Annotated in this window: 23 protein-coding genes; 7 read left to right on the top strand and 16 right to left on the bottom strand. The window is 35.6% G+C overall.

Annotated features, from left to right (window positions below):
* Positions 1–9: 9 nt before the first annotated feature.
* The 9 genes from acs to EGI22_RS05250 all read right to left on the bottom strand — a co-directional run bounded on the left by acs (position 10) and on the right by EGI22_RS05250 (position 11418).
* On the bottom strand, positions 10–1902 hold the full coding sequence (gene acs, locus EGI22_RS05290; RefSeq protein WP_255066877.1) for an acetate--CoA ligase: 1893 nt from the start codon (positions 1900–1902) through the stop codon (positions 10–12).
* Positions 1892–3826, bottom strand: a complete 1935-nt coding sequence (locus tag EGI22_RS05285) for a propionyl-CoA synthetase (RefSeq protein ID WP_255066876.1) — start codon at positions 3824–3826, stop codon at positions 1892–1894. The genes acs and EGI22_RS05285 overlap by 11 nt, the downstream gene beginning before the upstream one ends.
* Before the next feature lie 4 nt (positions 3827–3830).
* On the bottom strand, positions 3831–4223 hold the full coding sequence (locus EGI22_RS05280) for a response regulator transcription factor (protein ID WP_255066874.1): 393 nt from the start codon (positions 4221–4223) through the stop codon (positions 3831–3833).
* 11 nt (positions 4224–4234) lie between these two features.
* Positions 4235–6919: an ATP-binding protein gene (locus EGI22_RS05275; RefSeq protein ID WP_255066872.1), complete on the bottom strand. Its 2685-nt coding sequence runs from the start codon at positions 6917–6919 to the stop codon at positions 4235–4237.
* A 309-nt stretch (positions 6920–7228) separates the two neighbouring features.
* Positions 7229–7408 (bottom strand): hypothetical protein, encoded by a 180-nt coding sequence (locus EGI22_RS05270; protein ID WP_255066869.1) that lies wholly within the window; start codon positions 7406–7408, stop codon positions 7229–7231.
* 11 nt (positions 7409–7419) lie between these two features.
* The gene (locus tag EGI22_RS05265; RefSeq protein WP_255066868.1) at positions 7420–9123 is read right to left on the bottom strand and encodes a sodium:solute symporter family protein; all 1704 of its coding nucleotides are present in this window, start codon (positions 9121–9123) and stop codon (positions 7420–7422) included.
* Between the two features lie 29 nt (positions 9124–9152).
* Positions 9153–9419 carry a DUF4212 domain-containing protein gene (locus EGI22_RS05260; protein WP_255066866.1) on the bottom strand — a complete coding sequence of 89 codons (267 nt, stop codon included), beginning with the start codon at positions 9417–9419 and terminating at the stop codon, positions 9153–9155.
* Between the two features lie 29 nt (positions 9420–9448).
* On the bottom strand, positions 9449–10729 hold the full coding sequence (locus EGI22_RS05255; RefSeq protein WP_255066865.1) for a hypothetical protein: 1281 nt from the start codon (positions 10727–10729) through the stop codon (positions 9449–9451).
* Between the two features lie 266 nt (positions 10730–10995).
* Positions 10996–11418, bottom strand: coding sequence for a helix-turn-helix domain-containing protein (locus EGI22_RS05250; RefSeq protein ID WP_255066863.1), 423 nt, complete (start codon positions 11416–11418; stop codon positions 10996–10998).
* Between the two features lie 194 nt (positions 11419–11612).
* Between EGI22_RS05250 and EGI22_RS05245 the strand changes: the two genes are divergently transcribed.
* The 3 genes from EGI22_RS05245 to tnpA all read left to right on the top strand — a co-directional run bounded on the left by EGI22_RS05245 (position 11613) and on the right by tnpA (position 15216).
* On the top strand, positions 11613–13382 hold the full coding sequence (locus EGI22_RS05245; protein ID WP_255066862.1) for an ABC transporter ATP-binding protein: 1770 nt from the start codon (positions 11613–11615) through the stop codon (positions 13380–13382).
* Positions 13379–14329, top strand: a complete 951-nt coding sequence (locus EGI22_RS05240) for a GTP-binding protein (protein ID WP_255066861.1) — start codon at positions 13379–13381, stop codon at positions 14327–14329. Before EGI22_RS05245 ends, EGI22_RS05240 begins: the two co-directional genes overlap by 4 nt.
* 407 nt (positions 14330–14736) lie before the next feature.
* On the top strand, positions 14737–15216 hold the full coding sequence (tnpA, locus tag EGI22_RS05235; protein ID WP_255066859.1) for an IS200/IS605 family transposase: 480 nt from the start codon (positions 14737–14739) through the stop codon (positions 15214–15216).
* Here the strand turns inward: tnpA and EGI22_RS05230 are convergent.
* The gene (locus EGI22_RS05230) at positions 15213–15779 is read right to left on the bottom strand and encodes a DUF1572 domain-containing protein (protein WP_255066856.1); all 567 of its coding nucleotides are present in this window, start codon (positions 15777–15779) and stop codon (positions 15213–15215) included. The two genes, tnpA and EGI22_RS05230, sit on opposite strands and share 4 nt — an antisense overlap.
* Complete coding sequence (locus tag EGI22_RS05225; protein WP_255066855.1) at positions 15776–16231, bottom strand: GNAT family N-acetyltransferase; 456 nt, start codon at positions 16229–16231, stop codon at positions 15776–15778. The genes EGI22_RS05230 and EGI22_RS05225 overlap by 4 nt, the downstream gene beginning before the upstream one ends.
* Positions 16232–16355: 124 nt before the next feature.
* On the opposite strand from EGI22_RS05225, the gene EGI22_RS05220 reads away from it, so the two are divergent.
* Together EGI22_RS05220 and EGI22_RS05215 are read left to right on the top strand one after the other, a co-directional pair.
* The gene (locus tag EGI22_RS05220) at positions 16356–17615 is read left to right on the top strand and encodes a peptidase U32 family protein (protein WP_255066854.1); all 1260 of its coding nucleotides are present in this window, start codon (positions 16356–16358) and stop codon (positions 17613–17615) included.
* Positions 17608–17832 (top strand): ferredoxin, encoded by a 225-nt coding sequence (locus EGI22_RS05215; RefSeq protein WP_255066853.1) that lies wholly within the window; start codon positions 17608–17610, stop codon positions 17830–17832. Before EGI22_RS05220 ends, EGI22_RS05215 begins: the two co-directional genes overlap by 8 nt.
* Positions 17833–17875: 43 nt before the next feature.
* On the opposite strand, the gene EGI22_RS05210 is transcribed toward EGI22_RS05215, so the two are convergent.
* The 5 genes from EGI22_RS05210 to EGI22_RS05190 all read right to left on the bottom strand — a co-directional run bounded on the left by EGI22_RS05210 (position 17876) and on the right by EGI22_RS05190 (position 22280).
* Positions 17876–18265, bottom strand: a complete 390-nt coding sequence (locus EGI22_RS05210) for a tautomerase family protein (RefSeq protein WP_255066852.1) — start codon at positions 18263–18265, stop codon at positions 17876–17878.
* Between the two features lie 15 nt (positions 18266–18280).
* On the bottom strand, positions 18281–18736 hold the full coding sequence (locus EGI22_RS05205) for a DUF1569 domain-containing protein (protein ID WP_255066851.1): 456 nt from the start codon (positions 18734–18736) through the stop codon (positions 18281–18283).
* Positions 18737–19302: 566 nt separating this feature from the next.
* On the bottom strand, positions 19303–20964 hold the full coding sequence (locus EGI22_RS05200; protein WP_255066850.1) for a hypothetical protein: 1662 nt from the start codon (positions 20962–20964) through the stop codon (positions 19303–19305).
* Entirely contained in the window at positions 20961–21734 is a 774-nt protein-coding gene (locus tag EGI22_RS05195; RefSeq protein ID WP_255066849.1) for an ABC transporter ATP-binding protein, read from the bottom strand. Before EGI22_RS05195 ends, EGI22_RS05200 begins: the two co-directional genes overlap by 4 nt.
* A 54-nt stretch (positions 21735–21788) precedes the next feature.
* On the bottom strand, positions 21789–22280 hold the full coding sequence (locus EGI22_RS05190) for a peptide deformylase (RefSeq protein ID WP_255066848.1): 492 nt from the start codon (positions 22278–22280) through the stop codon (positions 21789–21791).
* Between the two features lie 48 nt (positions 22281–22328).
* Here EGI22_RS05190 and EGI22_RS05185 point away from each other — a divergent pair, with 48 nt between their 5' ends.
* Both EGI22_RS05185 and EGI22_RS05180 read left to right on the top strand, forming a co-directional pair.
* Positions 22329–23765 (top strand): amidohydrolase family protein, encoded by a 1437-nt coding sequence (locus tag EGI22_RS05185; RefSeq protein ID WP_255066846.1) that lies wholly within the window; start codon positions 22329–22331, stop codon positions 23763–23765.
* A gap of 21 nt (positions 23766–23786) precedes the next feature.
* Positions 23787–24386, top strand: coding sequence for a YigZ family protein (locus EGI22_RS05180; RefSeq protein WP_262925420.1), 600 nt, complete (start codon positions 23787–23789; stop codon positions 24384–24386).
* Positions 24387–24399 lie beyond the last annotated feature (13 nt).

Below are 24399 nucleotides of genomic sequence, written 5' to 3'. Positions count from 1 at the left end.
TTGAGAGAATTAATATCCTGCTCCTTTTACTATTTCCTCTACCACTGCTGGGTCTAAAAGTGTCGAAATATCACCGAGATTGTTTACATCGCCTTCGGCCACTTTTCGCAAAATCCTCCGCATAATTTTCCCAGAACGAGTTTTTGGAAGTCCAGAAACAAAAAGAATTTTGTCAGGTTTTGCAATTGGCCCGATAACTCTTGTAACCGTCATCAATATATCCTTTTTGGTCATTTCGATATCTACTGGCATCTCTTCACAGATAATGTAGGCATAAATTCCTTGGCCTTTAATATCATGTGGATAACCCACCACAGCCGACTCCACTACACCAGTGTGCATGTTAAGGGCATTTTCAACTTCTGCAGTACCTATTCTGTGCCCTGAAACGTTAATAACATCATCTACTCTACCCGTGATTTTATAATATCCATCCTCGTCTCTTTGGCAGCCGTCTCCCGTAAAATACAAGCCTGGATAAGTAGAAAAATAGGTGGTTTTGCATCGCTCATGATCTCCCCAAGTAGTCCTTATGATAGATGGCCAAGGGAATTTGATCACCAAGTTTCCGTTTACGCCGTTTCCTTCTATTTCAACCCCATGCTCATCAACCAACATTGGTTGAATACCAGGCAAAGGAAGCGTAGCATAGGAAGGCTTGGTTTTTGTGATTCCAGCCAAAGGCGAAATCATAATGCCTCCTGTTTCGGTCTGCCACCAAGTATCCACTATCGGGCATTTGCCTTTGCCTATGTTGTCGTTGTACCAATGCCAAGCTTCTTCATTTATTGGCTCGCCAACAGAGCCTAAAGTTTTAAGAGAACTTAGATTTTTGTCTTTAAAATACTCCTCTCCAAAGCCCATAAGCGAACGAATGGCCGTTGGTGCTGTATAGAAAATATTTACACTGTGTTTGTCTATAATATCCCAAAAACGGCCAGCATCAGGATAAGTAGGGACACCTTCAAACATCAAGCTAATGGCTCCAGAAGCCAATGGTCCGTAAATAATATAAGAATGGCCCGTAATCCAACCGATATCTGCTGTACAGAAAAATACATCGCCTGGCTCATATTGAAATACATTCTGGAACGTATAAGTGCTATACACCATATAACCTCCACAGGTATGCACAACACCCTTAGGCTTGCCTGTTGAACCTGAAGTGTAAAGTATGAACAATGGATCTTCGGCGTCCATTTCTTCTGCAGGACAGTCGGCATTTACAAGTTTCACCTCATGTTCCCACCAAGCGTCTCTACCCTTTATCATGGAAACTGGCGTGCGGGTATGGGTAGCAACTATCACTTTTTTTACAGAAGGACAGCCAATTAGTGCATCATCAACGGTGTCTTTCATCGGCACATGTTTTGCTCCTCTAACTGCTCCGTCGGTAGTGATTACCATTTTACATTGGCTATCATTGATACGATCGGCAATAGATTGGGCTGAAAAACCTCCAAATACCACGGAGTGAATAGCCCCAATTCTAGCACATGCCAAGACAGCAATGGCCAACTCAGGAATCATAGGCATGTAGATACATACAGTATCGCCTTTACCTATTCCGTTTTTCTTCATGGCGTTTGCAAAGCGGCAAACTCTATCATATAAAACACTATAAGTTAGCGTAATAGAATCTTCATCAGGATCATTTGGCTCCCAAATTATGGCTGGCTGATTGGGCTTATTGGCAGCGTGCCTGTCTAGACAATTCTCTGTAATATTTAGCTTTCCGCCTTTGTACCATTTAACATCATAATTATTAAAATCCCACTCCAAAACTTTTTTCCATGGTTTTTTCCAGATAAAATCTTGGGCAACTTCGCCCCAAAAACCTTCTGGATCTTCGACACTTTCTTTGTACGCTATTTCGTACTCTTCAAAACTTCTAATTCTCATCGTTTATATAATATTTAAGATTCTGTTTTTTTGATATTTTCCCAATTTGGGAGAGCATAATAATCTCTCTAATTTCTTCTAAAATAGCAGGGTCGTCGATAGTTGATGGCACTGTAAAAGGAACATCATCCACTATCATTCGCATTGTTTTTCTCAATATCTTTCCAGATCGAGTTTTTGGTAAGCGTTTTACGATAACGACTGTTCTAAAGGCAGCAACTGCCCCAACCTGAGCCCTCACCAAAGCTACTAAATCTTTTTGAATTTCATCATTAGAAATAGTAGTTGTGTCTTTTAAAACCACCAAACCCAATGGTTTTTGGCCCGTAAGTTCATCTTCTATCCCTATCACAGCACATTCGGCCACAGCTGGATGTCCACTCACTATTTCTTCCATTTCGCCGGTAGAAAGTCTATGGCCTGATACATTAATGACGTCATCTATTCTTCCCATTATGAAAACATATCCGTCTGGATCAATATATCCACCATCTCCAGTCAAATAATAACCGGGAAATTTCTCTAAATAAGATTCTTCGAAACGTTTGTTGTCGTTCCAAAGTGTTGGCAAACAACCCGGCGGAAGTGGTTCTTTTATACAAACAAATCCTTCCTGATTCGGCCCGAGAATTTCCCCAGCTTCATCCAAAATATGAACCTCAAAACCACAAACAGGCAAGGTCGCCGAACCTTCCTTTACGGGCAATTGCTCTACACCCATCATATTTGCAACAATGGCCCAACCTGTTTCGGTTTGCCACCAATGGTCAATAATTGGTTTTTGGGTAATTTCTTGTAGCCATTTCAAAGTTGGAGGGTCACATCGCTCGCCAGCAACAAAAATTGTTCGAAGACTACTTAAATCGTATTTTTTTAGATATTCAGATTCTGGATCTTCTTTTTTTATGGCTCTAAAAGCAGTGGGAGCTGTAAAAAAAATATTGACTTTGTTTTCTTCAATTATTCTCCAAAAAGTACCAGGGTCAGGCGTTCTTACGGGTTTTCCTTCAAAAAAAACCGTTGTACAGCCAGCAAATAGAGGTGCATAAACTATGTAAGAATGCCCAACTACCCAACCGACATCTGAGGCCGCCCAAAACACGTCTCCTTTTTTTGCATTGTACACATAATCCATAGAAAACTGCATGGCTACGGCGTGGCCACCGTTATCTCTTACTATGCCCTTTGGTTTGCCTGTGGTACCCGAAGTATATAGAATATACAAAGGATCTGTAGCTTTAACTCTTACACAATCGGCTGGTGAGGCAGCTGAAACTGAGCTTTCAAAATCAAAATCAAAGCCTGCTTTTAGGTCACAAATGAGCATTTCTCTTTGCAAAATAAGACTTGCCGAAGGTTTAAATTCGGCTTCAGAAATGGCTTTGTCTAAAAACGGCTTGTATGGAATTACTTTGTCAAATTCGATTCCACAACTTGCCGAAATGATAACTTTGGGTTTTGCGTCGTCTATCCTGATGGCAAGTTCGTGAGGTGCAAATCCACCAAAAACTACAGAATGAACCGCACCTAATCTTGCACATGCTAACATAGAAAATGCTGCATCAGGCACCATGGGCATATAAATTATGACTGTATCGCCTTTGTTTACACCGAGATTTTTCAGAGCTCCAGCTATTTTAGAAACTCTCTCTTTGACTTGAGAAAATGTGAATTTCTTTTTGGTATTGGTGACTGGAGAATCATAAATAAGGGCAATTTGCTCACCATTTCCATCTTTTACATGTTTGTCAACAGCTAGATAGCAAGTATTCAATTCGCCATCTTCGTACCATTTATAATAGCCGTGTTTGTCTAAAGACAGAACTGTCTTGGGTGCTTTGTACCAATCAATCTTAGCGGCTTTTCTTCCCCAAAACTTCCCTCTTGTTAAAATACTTTGTTGGTAAAAATGGTTGTACTCCATTAGCTTAATTTTTTATCAAATCAGTGGCAATTAAATTCACTTTTTTGGTGATATCTCTGGTTGAAAAAGGTTTTGGAATATACAAATCCGCTCCCAATTCATATCCATGTTCTATTTCAGATTCTTTGTTTTTAGCACTTAAAAAAACCACTTTGGGTATATTAAATTTGTAATTGGTTTTTACATAAGAACAAACATTATAACCATCAATTTTGGGCATCATAATATCCAAAATCAATATTGAAGGCTGCTCTTTATCAAACAAATCGATGGCTTCTTGTCCGTCTCGAGCTATTAATACCTTGTATCCTTCTTTTTTAAAAAGGAACTCAAGGGACATTAAAATAGACGGCTCATCGTCTGCGATTAACACTTTAAGTTCGTTTCTGTTTATCATCTCTTTTTTTGTTATAGCGGAAGACTTACCATAATCTTAGTGCCTTTACCTGGAACACTCTCTAAATGGATATTTCCTTTGTGAATTTCAACAATTTTTTTGGTAATCGAAAGCCCAAGTCCACTTCCTTTTTCAGAAGATTGATCTTGATTTTCGGCTTGGAAGAATTTTTCAAAAATTCTACTTTGCGTTTCGACTGGAATTCCTACACCATTGTCTTCAACCGAGAAAATCAAATATTTCTTACTATTATCAACTGAAAGATGTACCCAACCTTCATTTGGTTTTACAAACTTAATTGCGTTAGAAATCAAGTTAATAAACATTTGAATGAGTCTATCCTCATCTGCTTTAAATGAATACACGTCACTTTTATTGAAGATTTTTAGCAAAACATTTTTTTCTTTAGCTATGCCTTCCATTCTTGCCAATACCGTGTTTAGTATCTCATTAACTTCAACAGTTTTTTTCGAAATTTTATGTTTTCCCGATTCGTATTTTTCTAAATCCAAAACCTGATTCACCAACCTACTCAAGCGGTCAGTTTCATCAATAATAATATTCAAAAAAGACTTTTTCTGCTCATATTCAAGATCTTCATTATCGTAGATAATTTCAGAAAGTGCTTTAATTGAAGTCAGAGGGGTTCTAATTTCATGGGTAACTGTAGTCAAAAATTCGTTTTTAAGATCATCCGCCTGTTGCAATCCAAGATTTGCGTCTTGCAATTCTTTGGATATTTTTTCTAATTGAAAAGTTTTCGTTTTCAATTCTTCATTGTCTTCTAATATTTTCTGAGAGCGTTTTAAGACCGCCAAAACCTCATCAATACTTACTACTTCTTCTTTAGAAATGGACGAAACCAATAACCTAGCTGTTGAAGTTCCGATTATTCCTGATATAATATTCTCTATATAAGCCACTAATTTTGGATCCGCCGAAACATTATCTAAAACTATATCAAAATGCTTTGAAAAGTCTTCAATTTCTTTTTCAGCTTTAGATTTGCCAATAAAACTCGCCAAAAGCTCCTTCAATTGTTCATTGCGGGCATTTCCTCTCCAAACTGCTGTTTGGCCTTGTTGATTTGAATATTTAAAAACATCTACAAACAATAGAGCTTGTTTTTCCTCAGCAGGGCTTTGTTTGGTAGCCATAGACACGCCAAAAAACATAAAAGCGTTGACCATTAAACTCCAAAAAGTAGTATTTGATATTTCGTCAAAGTTTTCGATTTTGAAACTGCTAAATAATTCATAAAATTTTGCCAATGCTGGATAATAAAAATGGCCTTGATTGTCTGAGAAAATTGGTGGGATAATTAATGCAAATAGCCAAATTATAAATCCACTCAATAAGCCAGCTAAAGCACCTGTTTTGTTACCATCTTTCCAGAAAATACCACCTAATAGTGCCGGCGAAAACTGCCCAATAGCCACGAAAGCTATCAAACCTATAGAGACCAAAGAGAAATAAGGGGCAACTGTTTTGTAATAAAAAAATCCTAAAAGAACCGTCAATATTATCGATGCCCTCCTTGACCAAATTGCTATATTTAAGATTTTGAATGTGTATTTTTCTTTAAATTTTCTACTCTCTAACAAGCTAGGGAGTATAATACTATTGGTGATCATTGTACTTATGGCAATTGTTTCTACTATTATCATGCCCGTTGCAGCGGAAAAACCACCAATGTAAGCGATAAGTGCAATAGAATTTGAAGAGAATTTAAGTGGTAATTCGATGACATAATTGTCACCAGAAATTAATGGATTTGAAGCAAAAAAGGAATTTCCAGTGAGAGCTATAGGAATTACAAAAATATTTATCAAAAATAAATACAAAGGCAAGAGCCACATGGCTTGTTTGAGATTTTTCTCATTTTGGTTTTCAACCACAGCAACTTGAAATTGTCTTGGCAAAAACATAAAAGATAATGCCGAAACCATAATGTGCATAAACCAATTGCCATAGCCAGGATGTATGTCAAACTCAAAAGCTTTTTGAATTTCTTTTCCTATGTAATGTTTCTCAAAAATATCTCCGAAACCATCATTTATCCAATAGGTCACATAAATGCCCACTATAAGAAAAGCAATTAATTTAAAAATACTTTCGGCGGCAATAGCCAGCACCATACCTTCATGGGTTTCGTTTGATTGTACTTTTCTGGTACCAAACAAAAGCGTGAAAGCGATTAGTATTAATGCTATATAAAAGGCCGAATCTTGGAAAAAATAATGACCAGGCAAGACGCCTGTCAATGTACTAAAACTACTTGAGATTGCCTTGATTTGCAAACCGATATAAGGTATTCCCGCTAACAATGAAATAATTGTAACCCAAACACCTAGGGAACGATATTTTCCGTAGCGAGCTGAAATAAAGTCGGCTATACTTGTAATTCTATGAACGTGAGATATACGAATGATTTTGCGGAGAACACTCCAGCCTAATAACATAACCAAAGTAGGTCCAATGTAAACGGAAAGGAATTCAATTCCAGTTTGATCTACCCTGCCAACACTACCGTAAAAAGTCCAAGCTGTGCAATATACAGCCAAAGAAAAAGCAAAAACAAAGGGATTGTTAATAAGACTTTTGTTGAGACCTTTAAACTTTTCTGCAACGAAAGCTAGGTAAAACAAAACGCCTAAATATAGAATTGATACTATGGTAATTAATATCCCGTTCATTTAATTCGATTTACGAAAAATGCTGATAAAAGTATAACAATCAACCAGATAGAAAACAAAATAATGATTTTTGCAGGAACAGACCCGATGTAACCATTGCTCTGCATAATTGACAAAATAGGAAAATTCAATAGTACCAATAGTACTACAAACAATAAGAATAGTTTTTGTTCTTTTGGCTTATTTTCCATTTTTGTTTTTATTATTCAAATGCAATTTTTTAAAGAATATATGCCAACGGATTATTCATCTCAATTGGCATATATTACTGCATTTAACCCTAACACTGTCTGAATTTTCAGATATAAATCAATCTAAAATATTCAAAACTTTTTTCTTTATTAAGACATAAGGTGGAATCAAAAATACCAATCCCAAAACCAAAGATGAGAAATAATTGATATGCAATGCATGCTCCAAAACTAACCTTAACAACAGTGTAAATACCAAATAAATACTCAAAAGGATAATAGATTTTTTTCTGCTCATGGTCTTATTTATTAATGTCCTGTTGCCTCTCCAGCTCCAGAAGGAATTCTAATGTTTTCTACGATATCTTGCACGCTTTGGGGCGGAGCAGGTGTAAATGCCGACACTGTAAGTGCAACTATGAAGTTTACAAACATGGCTACTGTGCCAAAACCTTCTGGCGAAATCCCAAACCACCACTCTGATTTATCAGGCAATGTATCGCCACCTATCCAGCCAAGTTTGTATTTGGCCATGTAATAAATCATCAAACTTATACCTACAACCATACCGGCTACTGCACCTTCTTTGTTCATTCTTTTGTAAAAAATTCCCAAAATAATAGCTGGGAAAAACGATGCCGCTGCCAGACCAAAAGCCAAGGCGACGACCGCGGCGACAAATCCTGGAGGATTGATACCAAAATATCCAGCTATCACAACTGCAACCGCAGCTGAGATTCTAGCTGCCCAAAGCTCGCCTTTTTCAGTGATATTTGGGTTTATCATTTTTTTGATTAAATCATGGGAAACCGATGAAGAAATAACCAAAAGTAAACCTGCAGCAGTAGAAAGAGCCGCAGCCAAACCTCCTGCAGCTACCAACGCAATCACCCAATTAGGAAGATTTGCAATCTCTGGATTAGCCAATACAATGATGTCATTGTCAATCGTAAGCTCATTTAATTCTTTATCCTTTACGTAATTTACTAAACCGTCACCGTTTTTGTCTTCAAATTTTATCAACCCTGTTTTTTCCCAGTTTTTAAACCAATCAGGCATACCTGCATAGCTTTTATTGCTAACTGTTTGAATCAGATTAGTTCTTGCAAAAACCGAAACCGCAGGAGCAGTAGTATAAAGAATTGCGATAAATAACAAAGCTAAACCTGCAGACTTACGGGCGTCTTTTACTTTGTTAACGGTAAAGAAACGTACAATAACGTGAGGCAAACCTGCAGTACCTACCATAAGGGCACAAGTGATTGCAAAAACGTCAATCATATCTTTGCTACCGTTTGTATAAGCTGAAAAACCAAGATCTTTGTTGAGACCGTCCAATTTATCCAAAAGGTACATTCCTGATCCGTCAGACATCGTAGACCCCATACCAAGCTGTGGAATTGGGTTTCCAGTCATTTGGATAGAGATAAAAATTGCCGGAACCATGAAGGCAAATATTAGAACACAGTATTGAGCAACTTGTGTATAGGTAATACCTTTCATTCCTCCCAAAACTGCATAAAACAAAACGATAATCATACCGATGATAACGCCAGTGTTAATGTCTACTTCTAGAAAGCGAGAGAAAACAACTCCCACGCCTCTCATTTGTCCAGCCACATAAGTAAACGAAACTATCAAAGCACAGAATACTGCCACAGTACGGGCGGTGCTTGAATAATATCTGTCACCGATAAAATCTGGAACAGTAAATTTACCAAATTTACGAAGATAAGGTGCTAACAATAAAGCCAATAACACATAGCCTCCTGTCCAACCCATAAGATACACGGCTCCGTCATATCCCATAAAAGATATAAGTCCCGCCATCGAAATAAACGATGCAGCTGACATCCAGTCTGCGGCAGTTGCCATTCCGTTTGCCAAAGGAGAAACACCTCCACCAGCTACATAAAATTCTTTTGTAGAACCGGCTCTAGACCAAATGGCTATGCCTATATAAAGGGCAAAAGTGATGCCCACAATGATATATGTCCAAACTAATACACTCATTTTGTATAAAAATTAATAGGGTTGAAAAATTAATCGTTGTCTTCGTATCCAAATTCCTTGTCGAGCTTATTCATTAGTCTCACATAGACAAAAATCAGCACCACGAATACGTAAATGGAACCTTGCTGTGCAAACCAAAAGCCTAATTTGAAACCTCCGATTTTGACATTGTTAAGTGCGTCTTTAAAAAAGATGCCAGCACCATAGGACACCCCAAACCAGATTGCGAGTAGAATAGCCAAATAGCTTAGGTTCTTCTTCCAATAAGCTACAGCATTTTCATCTTTGTTTTTCATTGTTTTTTAAGATTGAATTTTAAAATATTTTATATAAAAACATGTAATTGAATACGCGTAATTTTGTTAGTAGCTGCATTTACAACTCCTTTTTTGCCAATGTTATGCTCAGCGGTAATTTTGGCATTGTGGCCAGAAATAAACCAATTCAAACCAAGACCTACCTCATAGCTCGTATTTGGCGTACTTTTAATGTCCTGATAAGAATACGTTGCATAAGGCATCAGCTGATTGTCAGTTTTTGAAGGAAACAAATATCCAGCTTGTAGGTAGGTTATTGTACCATTTCCAGGAACCAAGCCACCAGCATTAAAAGTTTTATTTGCTCCATACTTATGACTAGTAATTGACGCCAAAAGGTTAACTGCTGCTCCTTTGCCACCAACAGGTGCATCATAAAACACATCTGCCCCTACTCTACTTATCGCCTCTGAACTCGAAAACTGAGAAACGCCTTTATCATCAACGGCTCCAGTTTTAATAGCATCAGGTTGATAATGAAATCCTCCTCCTATACTCAATACCTTCTTTTTTCCTAAATAGGAACCTACAAAGTAAGGCAATTTATCGGATTCTGGATCTAATAAATTTACATTAAAATAACCAGTATATAACCAACTTTTGCCATCTCCTAATACCTGAATGGAAGGAACAGTTGGACTCAAAGTTCCTACATTTTTTCTTGCATTGTTGGCGGCAACTCTATAGCTAAATTTCTTTATGGTTCCTTTGGCATAAATACCTAAATGCCTAGCAAATTGATCAGAAGTAGTGATGTTGGCCCATGGAAAAAGGCGAGCATCTGCAGTTCCTGCACCAGCATTGTCAAGCGTCATAATGTTTAGTGTACTTTGATTTGATAATCTGCTAACACCATTCCAATAATGTAAACCGGCACCCACATGCACTTTGGTTGGGACTACCGCGAATTCTCCCCAAGCATCATGTAGAAAAATATTACTAGCACTAGAACTTGCAGTATTTGGATTTCCAGTTATTCCTGTTGCCCCTAAACTATTTAAACCAAAATGTGTAAGCACCAAAAAACGAGGTGTAAACTGGGTCAATGCAAGCACTCGTGACCTTCGAATACTAAAGTTCATTCCTGGCGTTTGGTTATTGCTCGAAAGCCAAAACTGATGCCACATAATAAATCTAACGTACTTACTACCAGACTCGTTGAGTTTCACTGTAAGTCCTGCACCATACATATTTGGGTCTTTTTCTTGCTTCTTCTCCTGCCCATAGGAGAGCGACGAAACAAATGCTATCCCGAGGGTAAACATCATCTTGGTAAAACTTTTTTTCATTTTTTAAATTTATTGAGGTTTTGTTGTACTATTCGATGACAAATATTATGGATAGGATCAGAAAATTGAAAAATATCTATAGATAAGCTAAATTAATATAGATAAATAAAAAAACCTCTTCAAATGCGAATCTGAGCAGCAAAACGGAATAATAAAAATTGAAATTCAAAAAAAGCAGTAGAAAATTTGGCTAAAAAATAATATTGTATAAAAATATAGGGAAAAGAAAAAACAGAAAAAATACCAAAATACTAGACTATATAGAATTAATAGAATGTAATTCTATTCCATTGAATCACCATAAATTTATCGCCTAGTTCGGTTATCAACATGCCCTTCCCTTCTACATTTTGTGGCTTAGATACATATTCAGCTAACTCCCTATGATTCAATATTTTATACGTAGGAGTTACTAGGTTTTGCTTAGGTACTTTTATCTGATATTTTTTCACCCAATTCATAACAGAAACATGGCTTATACCTAAAAGTCGTTCGATTTCTCTATAACTTACACCCTCAATATATAGCTGAAGTGCCTTGATTACATAATAACTATCAATGCTTTTTCCCATTTTTTCGACCGTAAAATTGTAGTTACAGTCACGACATTTATACCGCTGTTTACCATTTAACACGCCATTTTTGGATATATTTTCAGCATCACACTTGGGACAAGGGGGGTAATTCATCTATCTATATTTATTTAGCAAATATATATCTATTTAGCAAAACTTACATTTTTTCGAGATAAAATATAAATATTTAAGATAAATACTTGTAAAAAACTGATTTTCAAACGCTAAAAAATCAAATAATCTCCTCAGGAATTTTAATAATACAAATCTTGTTAACATTGCTATACCCCTTTTTCTTTCCCTTTTTTATGAAATTATTACTCAAGTATCTTTCAAAATACAAATCTGGTGTCATTCTGGCTTTTGTTTTAGCAGCTATCAATCAGAGTTTTTCATTAATGGATCCCTACTTTTTTGGTAAACTAATAGATAGGTTTGCTAAAAATCCCGACACTTATACAGAAATGGAATTTCTAAAAGGAGCTGGAACACTTTTGGGAGCTATTATAGGTGTAGCCATGGTAAGCAGGATAGCCAAAACTTTCCAAGATTATGTAATGAATAGTGTCATCCAAAAATTCGGTGCTGATGTGTTCATAGATGGTTTAAGACATACTTTAAAGCTTCCTTTTCAGCAATTCGAAGACCAAAGAAGTGGTGAAACACTTTCTGTTTTACAAAAAGTTCGTGCCGATTCTGAGAAATTCATTACAGTTTTTATAAACGTGGCTTTTACCTCAGTTGTAGGTATAGTATTTGTAATTATTTATGCCATAAATATTAATCCATGGTTAGTAGCAGTGTACTTTGTTGGAGCTTTTGCTTTGGGTACACTCACGAATATTTTGAGCAAAAAGATAAAAACAATACAGAAAACGATAGTAAAAGAAACGACGGCTTTGGCAGGAAGTACCACAGAATCATTGAGAAATATAGAATTGATCAAAAGTTTGGGTTTAGCTGACCAAGAAATAAACCGATTAAAATTGAACACCTTAAAAATCCTAAAACTGGAACTCAAAAAAGTAAGGGGGATACGTTCTATAAATTTTGTGCAGGGCACTTTCGTGAATTTCCTCCGCCAAACAATTCTTTTTGTTCTTTTGTATTTGATTTTTAAAAACCAAATGACTGTAGGACAACTACTTACACTTCAGTTCTATTCATTTTTCATATTTGGACCTTTGCAAGAATTAGGCAATGTCATATTGGCTTACAGAGAAGCAGAAGCTTCATTAAACAATTTTGAAAACCTTCTTAATACGCCTGTTGAGACCCAACCTAACAACCCTACGCCACTTGGCGTTGTAAATAGTCTGGAATTTAATGACGTTAGTTTTAAACATGCATCTGCTGATAACCATGCATTAGAAAATGTATCCTTCGATGTAAAAAAAGGTGAAACTTTAGCTTTTGTTGGGCCTTCAGGCTCAGGAAAAACGACTTTGGTGAAACTTTTGGTGGGCCTTTACAAACCAAACATTGGAGAAATATTATACAACGGAATTGACTCAAAAGAACTAAATATAGACGAATTAAGAAACCAAATAGGATTTGTGACCCAAGACACGCAGCTATTTTCAGGTACCATAAGAGAGAATTTATTGTTCGTAAATCCAGCAGCTACTGACGAACTGATGTTGGATAAACTGCAAAAAGCTGCTTGTTATAATCTATTAAACAGGGCAGAAAATGGCCTAGATACGGTAATCGGAGAAGGTGGAATGAAGATTTCCGGTGGAGAAAAACAAAGATTATCTATCGCAAGAGCTTTATTGAGAGATCCGAAAATTTTCGTTTTCGATGAGGCAACATCAGCTTTGGATTCGTTGACAGAGCAAGAAATCACCACAACTGTAAGAGAAGTAACCGCCGCTGGAAATTATATAACAGTAATGATAGCTCACAGGCTAAGTACAATTATGCATGCAGACAGGATTTATGTACTTGAAAAAGGAAATATTATAGAAGTTGGCAGACATGAGGAGTTATTGGAGCAAAAAGGCCTTTACTATGCCATGTGGCGTCAGCAAATTGGTGAGAGACAAGACATAAGAAAAAAACCAGTAATGGCATGAGCAAAGCAGTAACTATCCTCACGGGTTTTTTAGGTTCAGGTAAAACTACTTTTTTGAATCAAGTGCTTGAAAACCTTCCTGATACTAGATTTGCCATCGTTGAAAATGAATTTGGTGAAGCTGGAATAGATGGCGAATTGATAATCAAACCCGACAATGAGATTTTTGAACTGAGCAATGGATGCCTTTGCTGTTCTTTAAATGAAGGTATTTACGACATTTTGAACGAACTAAGTAAAAAAGAAGAGCAATTTGATGAGTTGATTATCGAAACCACCGGAATCGCTGACCCCGCCAATGTGGCAAGTCCATTTTTTTCAAATTCAGAAATCAAAAAAGATTTCCCAGTAAAGCGAATTGTGTGTTTGGTTGACACAGAACTTATTGAAGATCAACTTATAGAAACCGAAGAAGCTATACTTCAACTGGCCTTTAGTGATATAGTTTTGCTAAATAAAACCTCAAAAGTATCTCCACAATATATAGAAATACTCAAAGAAAAACTTACTGCAATTAATCCTTTTTTAAAGTTTTTTGAAGAAAAAGAAATGGTTTTTCCTGTGAAAGAAATCTTTGAAACGGTAAGAGATTCTGATTTAAAAATAGAAGAAAACGAACTAAAAGCACATTCGCACGAACATAAACACGGAAAAATAAAGTCATTTACATTCAGATTTGCCGAGCCATTTAACGACAAAGAACTACAAATGAGGCTTTTCGGGTATTTGGTTTTTGAGGCAAGAGGTTTGTACCGCATCAAAGGAATCATTAACGCTAAAGATGTAAACTATCGACTTATTTTGCAATCAGTAGGTCAAAGTTTATCCATTTCAGGTGGCAAACCATGGGAAGCAGACGAAATAAGGGAAAGTAAAATCGTTTTTATTGGAAAGGATTTGTACAAAGGTTTTTTTGAGGAATTGTTGGAGGGGTGTTTGGCTGGGTAAAAAATAAATCAACAAAAATTTGATTCAACTAATCTCATTTATGAAAACCATACCTATCGAAATAATCCGACCACGCTGTGGTCGATGATTAACAACCTTATTATTTCTAACAAAATTTGACCCCTCTGGGGTCTTATTTTTTTAGCTTTCTTTTTTTTTAATAAATTTTCCCCTCTTTGGACATCATTATTAATTTTCTTCCTAATATTTTTAAATTAATATCAATCGAATAAGAAAAAAGACCCCAGCGGGGTCATATTTTGTTAGTCCAATATCATATCAGGAATATTGACCCCAGCGGGGTCATATTATGATAGCCCAGATTTAATTCGCAATAAATATTTCTTTTCCAAATTTGGCATAAATGGTTCAAATTTAATAGTTTGCAATTAAAAATCACATTAACAATGGCAAACACCTATCGAAAAGTTTATTTACACATCGTTTTTGCAGTTAAAAACAGAAAAGCCCTTTTGGACAAATCTTGGAGAAACGAACTATTTGCTTACATGGCTGGATCACTTAATAAAAGAGAGCATTATTCATTAGCTGTTAATGGTTTTACAGATCATGTTCATTTGTTCTTAGATTATAATTGTAATGAACTTATTTCCGATTTAGTAAGAGAAATAAAAAAATCTTCAAATGATTTTATTAAAGAAAAAGGTTTTTGTAAAGAGAAATTTGAGTGGCAAAATGGATATGGCGTTTTCTCAAATGGATACCGTGAAAAAGATACCATCATCAAATACATTTTGAACCAAGAAAAACACCATTCCAAAAGAAAATTCAAAGAAGAATATCTTTCCCTTTTAGAGAAACATGAGATTGAATTCAAAAACGAATATGTATTTGAGTTTTTTGAAGAAAATCCTAATGAAAATTAATCCTTCTTCAAATATTCATCCGTAAAATGCCCTTTAGCTTTCGTTTTTGAAAACTTTTCAGCATTGTAAACTTGGGAGTTTCCCCTCGGAACTGATAGCGAAGTCCAGGACTCATCGCAGAGCATTTTTCCAATAAAAACAATCTGACCAACATGATAAGGATAATGAGCTAGCTGCCTATTGAAAGCTTCCAAAACTGTGTGGCCTTGATTTCGGATATAAATAATCTTTTCTAAGTCCTCCTCTGTAAGTTTTTCTATGGTTTCAAAAAGACAGTTCCAACCTTTGGTCCAAACTTCAATCAATTCGGCTTTTGTTTTGATTTCGCCCTCAAACTCTGCATCACGATTTCTCCATTCTTTTTCACCATCAGTGGTCAAAAAGTCCGTCCAACGAGAGAGCATATTGCCTGTCAAATGTCTTACAATAATAGCAATGGAGTTTGACTCGGCATTGTATTGCCAGTTGATTTGTTCATCAGAGATTTGCTCAAATGTCTTTTCTCCTAAAAGTTTATAATATTCAAACTGCTTCTTTACGCTGTTTAAAAAATCATTTTTCATAACACTTTTTTCATTCTAAAATTTTTCAGATGTATCCCTTTTCTGATATTTCTATTGGTTTTCACTACATGGTAGCCACTTTTTTCAAAAAAACCTCTTGCAGACACACTTACATCAGCATACAATTGAGACAAATCATATTGCTTGGCCTCTTCTTCAATATTTAAAAGCAACTTACTGGCAATTCCTTTTCCAAACTCATCTTTTTGCACGAACATCATATCCACGTAATCCATCGGCCCTAAAGAACTAAATCCCATAAGCTTATCATTTTCAAAAGCCAATAAAAAAAAGTTGTCTTTTATTTTACCTTTCCACATCTCTAAATTATTTACAGAAGATGCCCAAATCTCTTTTTGCTCCTCCGTATAATCTGTATTTGCCAGTACATTTGCTTCAAACAATTCCAAAATCAACGCTAAATCTCCTTCCTCTGCCTTTCTAAATTCCATTTTTATATTTCTAAATAAGCTACATTCTATATAATTAATAAATAAAAGACAAAAATGATTCATTAATTTTGCATTATTGTTCGGATTGGAAATTAATCGCTTATAAATTCTGTTGGGAAAACAGATGGAAAAAGAAATGCAGAAAAATACGAAGTTTGAGGTAATGGCTCCGGCCGGTTCTTGGGAAGCCATGATGGCCGCCATAAAAGCAGGTGCCGACTCGGTATATTTTGGTGTAGAGCAGCTCAATATGCGTGCTCGCCAAACTAACAACTTTTTGGTGGATGATTTACCCGAAGTGGCAAAAGTTTGTGGTGAGGCAGGCGTAAAAAGTTATATCACGATGAATACGATTATTTACGATCATGATATTTCGTTGATGCGAAGAATAATCGATAAAGCCAAAGAAGCTGGAATAACCGCTGTAATTGCTTCAGACTTGTCCGTTATGAACTATTGCCGCAAAAAAGGCATGGAAGTACATATTTCTACACAATCTAACGTCACTAACATAGAAACAGTAGAGTTTTTTGCAGATTATGCTGACGTAGTAGTGATGGCTCGCGAACTTACGCTTAAGCAAGTCGGCGACATGGTAAAAGCCATTGAAAGAAATAAAATCACAGGTCCTTCGGGCAATTTGCTGCAAATAGAAATCTTTGCTCACGGTGCACTTTGTATGGCAGTTTCGGGTAAATGCTATTTGAGCCTCCACTCCCACAATGCATCGGCCAACCGTGGAGCGTGTATCCAAAATTGCCGAAGAGAATATACCGTAACTGACGAAGAAGGTATAGAACTACAGATTGATAATGAATACATTATGTCTGCAAAAGACCTTTGTACGATAGATTTCTTAGACAAAATATTAGAAGCTGGCGTGAGAGTATTGAAAATAGAAGGTCGTGGACGTGCGGCTGACTATGTTTATACCACCACACAATGCTACAGAGAAGCCGTGGATGCTTTCGAAGAAGGCACCTATACCCAAGAAAAAATAGCCGTTTGGAAAGAGAAATTGAGTTCGGTTTATAACCGTGGATTCTGGGATGGTTATTATTTAGGCCGCAAAATGGGCGAATGGAGCAATGTGCATGGCTCAGTTGCCACTACCAAGAAAATATACATTGGCAAAGGTGTAAAATACTTTGATAAAATAGGCGTAGGAGAGTTTTTGATGGAAAGTCACGACATCAACATCGGCGATAAACTGATAGTAACTGGGCCAACCACAGGTTTGATAGAAACAACAGTTGAAGAAATCAGATTAGGTTCTGGAGATTCCGTAGAGAAAGCGGTAAAAGGAAATACGATTTCTTTGGCCATAGGTGAGAAAATCCGTGCTTCGGACAAACTCTATAAGATTGTAGCTGCCGATGCCTAAGATGTTTCATTACCGCCAACGCTGCATAGGTTGCAATGCCTGTGTAGAGATAGCCTACAACCGTTGGCGAATGTCAAAAAAAGACGGAAAAGCAGTTCTCCTTGGCGGAAAAGACAAAAAAGGAATCTACCAAGTAGAGCTAGATTATGACGAAGTCGATGAAAATAAGCGGGCTGCTGAAGCTTGTCCGGTGAAGGTTATTCAGATTTTGGAGTAATGGGGGGAATTTTATCTTTGCTCTTTTGATTTATTATAATTTATCACACCTCAACCTGATAATTTAAAGCAAGTTCATCGCCACTTTTTCCTCGTATCCCCCAATTGTACATCGGAGTTTCGAAAATTGTGATTTCTAAATCCATGTTTGTTATACCCAACACAGTTTCAAAATTCTGAAAAAGCAGTTTATGCAATTTTTTCTTAGCCTCTATAGATCTGCCCTCAAAAACACTAATTTCTATAATTGTATGCCTTTCGGTTCTGCCTTCAAAGAAATAAAAACTATCTGCATCAATATAAATGAATCTGTGTGCTTTTTTTTCTTTTGGATATTGAAAAGCATCCATCACACATTCATGAATTATTTCAGAAACCTTCTCTCTAATTGGATGCAATTGTTCTCTAATTCCAAAAATCTTTATTTGACCCATTATTACTAATTTTGATTAAACCCCAAACTGTCCCAAATGATGATCTAAGTGTTTGTAAAACATATTGTTCCATTCTTTGCTTTTCAGAGTACCAAAAGAATGTGATTCTTTTCCTTCAAAATATGTAGCACCGAGTTCTTGAGTTTTGGTGATATATGCTTTCAATCTTGCTTTTTCAGTTTCAAAATTTTTTTCATCTTTGATAATAAATGCTGGAGCAGTTGAGCTGTTTTTCTTGTACGGCACTTCGTTTACGACAGTATTTTTCACCATCATTTTCAGTAAAAACTTCATAAACGCATTGGGCTTCGGATGAATGTTATCATAAACCATTTCGTAAGTTACATTGCAGTGAGCCAGCATTTTATCCACTGACATCTTACCCCAAAGTGCTTTCGTTTCAGGTGTTAACTTGTCAATTCTAGTAATTATTTCGTCAGAAACAGTTTTGTCAAATATATTTTTTAGCATGAGTTTTTTATTTTTTTGTAATTTGGGACTTTTTTGGAGAATACCCAAGAATTTATTTTTATTGCGTACTCGTTAGACCCTTCTCGGGGTCTTATAACCTAACTCAAAAAATATTCACTCGAAATATTTTTCATCAAACTCAATTCCAGGTGCATTAAGAAGAGAAATTAACTCTTCTTTAAATCTCGCCTTTTTATGATGTTCTTCTTGATTCTTGAAATATTCAATCAAATTATCTTGGGAATATGAAAAAGCAGAATAACAATTTTGCCAGCCATTGAACTTTGAAAAAAAACCTTTTTCCTTTATATAATTAGACCTTCCTAATTTTAAATCTTATACCAAATTGACCCAAGAAACACTTGAATGTAAACTGGTGATAATGTGAATATGGTCCTCAACCTCATTTATTCGTTACAAGTGCCATTTATGGTTTTTCAAAATCCCCCTTATATCTTTAAATAATTCAGCCCTACCATTAGAATTAAATCTACGAACTCTGTTTTTGGTACTAAAAACAATCTGATATAATATTTGTGTGTAAGTACTCAATTTAAAAATTAGAATCAAATATTAACCTTCTCCCATCCTATTTTTTTGATCTCTTTATTTAATATTACCAAGAGGACAATTGCCATTATATCTCCTATTAAAATAACATAACTTACATGTGATATAATATTGTGCAGATACCCAACAATCCCCACAAAAAACATCTGTAACAACATAAAAATAGTCTGAGCACCGCTTGGCTTTTCGTTTGCCAAGCTAAATGGCAAAGTATACTTTATCGATAAATACAATACTTGTTGGGAAATTATAGCAATAAATATCCCGAAAAAAATATCATCTAAATACTCAAACCCCCAAACAGAGAGAATAATGAAGCTAATAGGTATAAAAAAAATCATAAGATATTTTACGGCTATAGCATACAATTGACCTAAAAATAGCTCGCCTGGATTCCTAATACTGCTGGTTGCAAATACCCATGAAGCCAAAGGTTTTTCATAAAAAACAACATTTTGACGCACTACATTCATAATAATAGACGTCATATATATCATATAAAAAACCATCCAAGTTTGGCTCTGTGCCAATTCTAGCATTCCGTTTAAGCTTTTGTCTTTGTTTACCAAAAAAATAGTGGGCATAGAAATAAGAAGGTAGGCAACCATGGGAAAAGTCTTCAATTTAAAATTCCTGTCTCGACTGGTCATTTTCCATATAAACTCGAAATTTGCACGTGAAGCACCGGATTTAAAAATAAACTTACTCAGTAATTCTGAAATATCTTTCTTGTTTTCAACGCTCTTTTTCCCTTTTTTCGAATCATCAATAGAACCTAGTCTTCCCCCAAATCCATTGATTAATTTAGAAGTCATATAATACAAAGAGACCAATGGGATGCCAATAATTAATACCAGTAAAACCCATGTATTTGATTGAAACTTGCTAGTTATGGTGGTATCCATTAAAAAACCAACCCACATGGGTGGTAAAACAAAATGCCACCCTCCAATCTGAAGATTATCGATATTCTCTAAAGAATCAAAACTAAAAAAATTCATAACCAATCTATAGCCGCTCATTAATACGATTGCAATGCCAATTTGCACGAGGTTAATTATATTTTTCAGCTTTTCTTCAGAAAAAAAACGCATAACCAAAAGGTAAAATAAGTTTGTCAAAAACAAAGTCATCAATACCAAAAAGAGACTTAAAATAGTGAAAACGACAGCTGTAATAAAGCCATATTTATACGCAGTAACAATAATTGCAGGCAAAAGTATGGCAAGGGATAGCTGTAGCAAATAAATAAAAGTATGTATAAGCCTAGACAGAAATAGTGTACGGCTACTTACTGGCCGAGTATAAACTATTACAAAGTCCGAAGTGTCCATTATTACGCTAGAAAAATCGGTTATAAGTATCATAGTGATAGTGACCATGAGATATGCAGAATAAATAGAAAAAGACATGACAGGAGTAGGCAAAAAAATGATAAACATTGCCATTAAGCTGGATAAAACAAAAATAAAAGCAAGTTGCTTTATAAAAATATACTTACTCTCCTTCACTGCCTGCCCTTGCAAATTCACCCGAGACCTCCTGTTATCAATCGTCAATTTGGTTTCTAAAATCAACAACAACTGATCAAAATCTACGTCAGGTCTAGAAAACAAGAATCTGAGTTTACCGATTAACTTAATTATAACCTTATTCATTCTTTTATAATTTCTACAAACTCAGCAGCTAAAGCGATGTGTTCGTTGTTTCCTGTCAATAAATTAAACATTTGCTCAAGTGAAGCACTATTTTGAGCATTTTTCAATTCTTCGAAAGTCCCGTCTGCAATTACCAATCCGCTGTTTATCAATATAATTCTATCACAAAGTTTCTCCACAACGTCCATAATATGAGAGCTATAAAATATTGTTTTACCTACTGTCCGCATTTGATTCAAAATCTCTTTGATCAATATTACAGAATTGGCATCAAGCCCAGAAAGTGGCTCGTCTAAAAATAATATTTGCGGATTGTGAAGCATTCCCGAAATCAGCAAAACCTTTTGTTTCATCCCTTTCGAAAACGAAGTCATACGTTCGTTTCTATTATCAGCTAATCCAAAAACCCGCAGCAATTCTTGAGATTTTGATTTAATTTTATCCAAGTCTAGCTGATGTAGGCCACCGACAAACCTAAAATATTCCATTGGGCTTAAGCTGTCATACAATATGGCATTTTCAGGCACATAACCAATCAATGATTTTATTTCTAGCGAATGATCTTTTATCTCTAAACCATTAATTTTCACTTCGCCGGCATAATCTATCAAAAGCCCAGTCAATATTTTTATCGTAGTAGATTTCCCTGCCCCATTTGGACCAATATAGCCGATTATTTGACCACTTTTTATTTCCAAATCAATACCCTTTAGCACTTCGTGAGAACCGTAAAATTTGTGTAAATTTCTTATCTCAATGATTGTTTCCATATTTTAAAATTGGTTAGATTTATGAATATTAATAAAAAATTTCAAATTTCAAAACTAATTCATCGCCCTCCATCTAAAAGACTTATTATCAATCGCTCGCATAGTACAAAGAATACCCTCTAAATGATCAAATTCATGTTGAAAAAGTTCGGAAAGGTCATTTTCAAAAACTTCTGTTTGTTTTTCCCAGTTTTCGTCAAAATATTCTACATTTATAAATTTATGACGCATAACTTTTACAAAAAGATTAGGAAAACACATGCAGTCGTCCCAAACTTCAAACATTTCTTCACTTTTGTTCAAAATCTTAGGATTGATAAAAACCTTTGGCTTTTCGATATTCATATAAATCAAACGCTTCATGTTGCCCAATTGTGGAGCAGCTATTGCCCGACCAAAATTATATTTCGCTCGAATATCTTCCATCACTTCATGAAGGTCTTGCACCCAAGATTTCACCAATGGAAGTTCCTCTTTTAGTATTTCTGTAGATTTTTCGTAAAGAATAGGATTTCCCAAAACCAACAAATCATTGACTGTTTTCATTTTTTATCACTAATTTTAAACTTTCGCAATCTATAAATAAGAGACAATATGTTTCATCAAAAATCAAAATTTCTATTTATTTTATTATTTGGTTTCTTCTACATAAATGCAACTGCTCAAAATCAAACTTTCTTGATTCACCATGCAAAAATAGTTGATGTAAAAACGGGAAATATAACAAAAAAACGAGCAATACTTATTGAAAATCAAACCATTAAAAGTATTGATTCTTACAAAAAACTCAAAAAACAAAGCTTCAAGAAAATTGATGCTAAAGGTAAATATATTATTCCTGGTTTGTGGGATATGCATATCCATATAGAAGGGCAAGATTTGGTTGAAGACAACAAGGCTCTTTTTCCAGTTTTCTTGGCACATGGTATCACTACTGTCAGAGATGCAGCCAGCGATTTGGGTTTGCAGGTATTAAAATGGCGAGACGAAATCAACGAAGGCAAACTTTTAGGTCCAACGATTTATACAGCAGGCAGAAAGCTTGAAGGCTTAAATTCGATTTGGAAAGGCGATTTGGAAATAGAAAACGAAGAACAACTGACCCAAATGTTGGACTATTTGGACAGTTTAAAAGTAGATTTTGTAAAGATTACAGAAAATACCTTAAAAGGCGATTTGTTTCTAAAAAGCGTGATAGAGGCTAAAAAAAGAGGTTATAAAGTGACCGGGCATGTTCCTTATGATTTAACTATAAATGATTTAGCCGAAGAAGGTTTCTCTGCTATTGAGCATGCCAGTTATTTATTGAGATTAGGAAATGATGAGATATCGAGTAAAAAAGGAATACTAGATGGCACTCTTACAAAAGCTCAAGCAGAGAAGGATTTTTTGCAAAATTTCGATCAAGAAAAAGCTATAAAGGCTTATAGTGATTTGGCAAATAAAAATGTTGCAGTTTGTCCAACGCTAATTGGTGGAAAGCAGTTGGCTTATTTAGACGAAAACGACCATAAAAATGATGACTTTCAGAAATATTTGACAAAGCGTTTTATGTCAAATTATCAATGGAGAATAGGCAGAATGGCCAATGAAACGCCAGAGCAAAAGCAACAAAGAAAAGACCGTTATCAATTAATTGCCAAACAGTTGCCTTATGTTCAAAAATCGGGCATGACTATAATAGCTGGAAGTGATTGTGCTGCTTTGAATACATTTGTATATCCAGCGGCGAGCTTGATCGAGGAATTAGATTTATTTCAAAAAAGCGGAATGAAACCTTTGGAGATACTACAATCAGCTACTCTGAATGGAGCTAAATTTATGGGTAAATTTGAAACCGTTGGAAGTATAGATATTGGAAAAATAGCAGATTTGGTAATTCTTGAAGAAAATCCATTGGAAGACATAAATGCCGTAAGCAAAATTTCAGGCGTTTTCACAAAAGGAAAATATTTTAACAAAACAGCTTTAAATCAAATGTTGGAGGAAGCTACCAAAAAGAAAGCTGAATTGGATAAAAGTAGAGAGTAAATTTATCCTAATTCTGTGATAATGATAGACGAATTCAAAACCTTAAAAACCAGTAGCCAAGGCCTTTTTAAAGATAAAGGAAGTAAGTTTTTTGCTTATGCCTTCCCAATCCAAAATGAGGAAGATGTTCGATTTTATTTGGAAAATGTAAAAGCCGAGCATCCCAAAGCTAGACATGCTTGCTATGCGTACAAACTCGGGATTGACGAAACCAATTTCAGAGCCAATGACGACGGCGAGCCTTCAGGTTCGGCTGGAAAACCAATTTTAAACACCATAACTTCTTTTGACCTTACGGATACTTTTGTGGTGGTTATTCGGTATTTTGGCGGGACTCTTTTAGGTGTTCCAGGCTTGATAAATGCTTACAAAGAAGCAACCAAAGAAGCACTTTCTATGGCAGAAATTGAAACTAAAACCATCAACAGCTTAGTAAAAATCTCTTATGATTTTGATCAAACCAATGCTGTGATGCAGATGGTAAGAAAACTTGAACTCGCTGTAAAAGAACAGACCTACGAAAACCGCTGCGGTATAATTCTAGACGTAAGAAACTCCTACATCGAAAAAATCAAGGAAGAACTGAAAGAATACTGGAGTTTGGAGGTTGAAGTGATTTGAAAACTTAACTTCA

The sequence above is a fragment of the Lacihabitans sp. LS3-19 genome (genome assembly GCF_024343575.1).
In the GTDB taxonomy this organism is placed as follows: domain Bacteria; phylum Bacteroidota; class Bacteroidia; order Cytophagales; family Spirosomataceae; genus Leadbetterella.
This window is presented reverse-complemented; position numbering and strand designations above follow the sequence as displayed.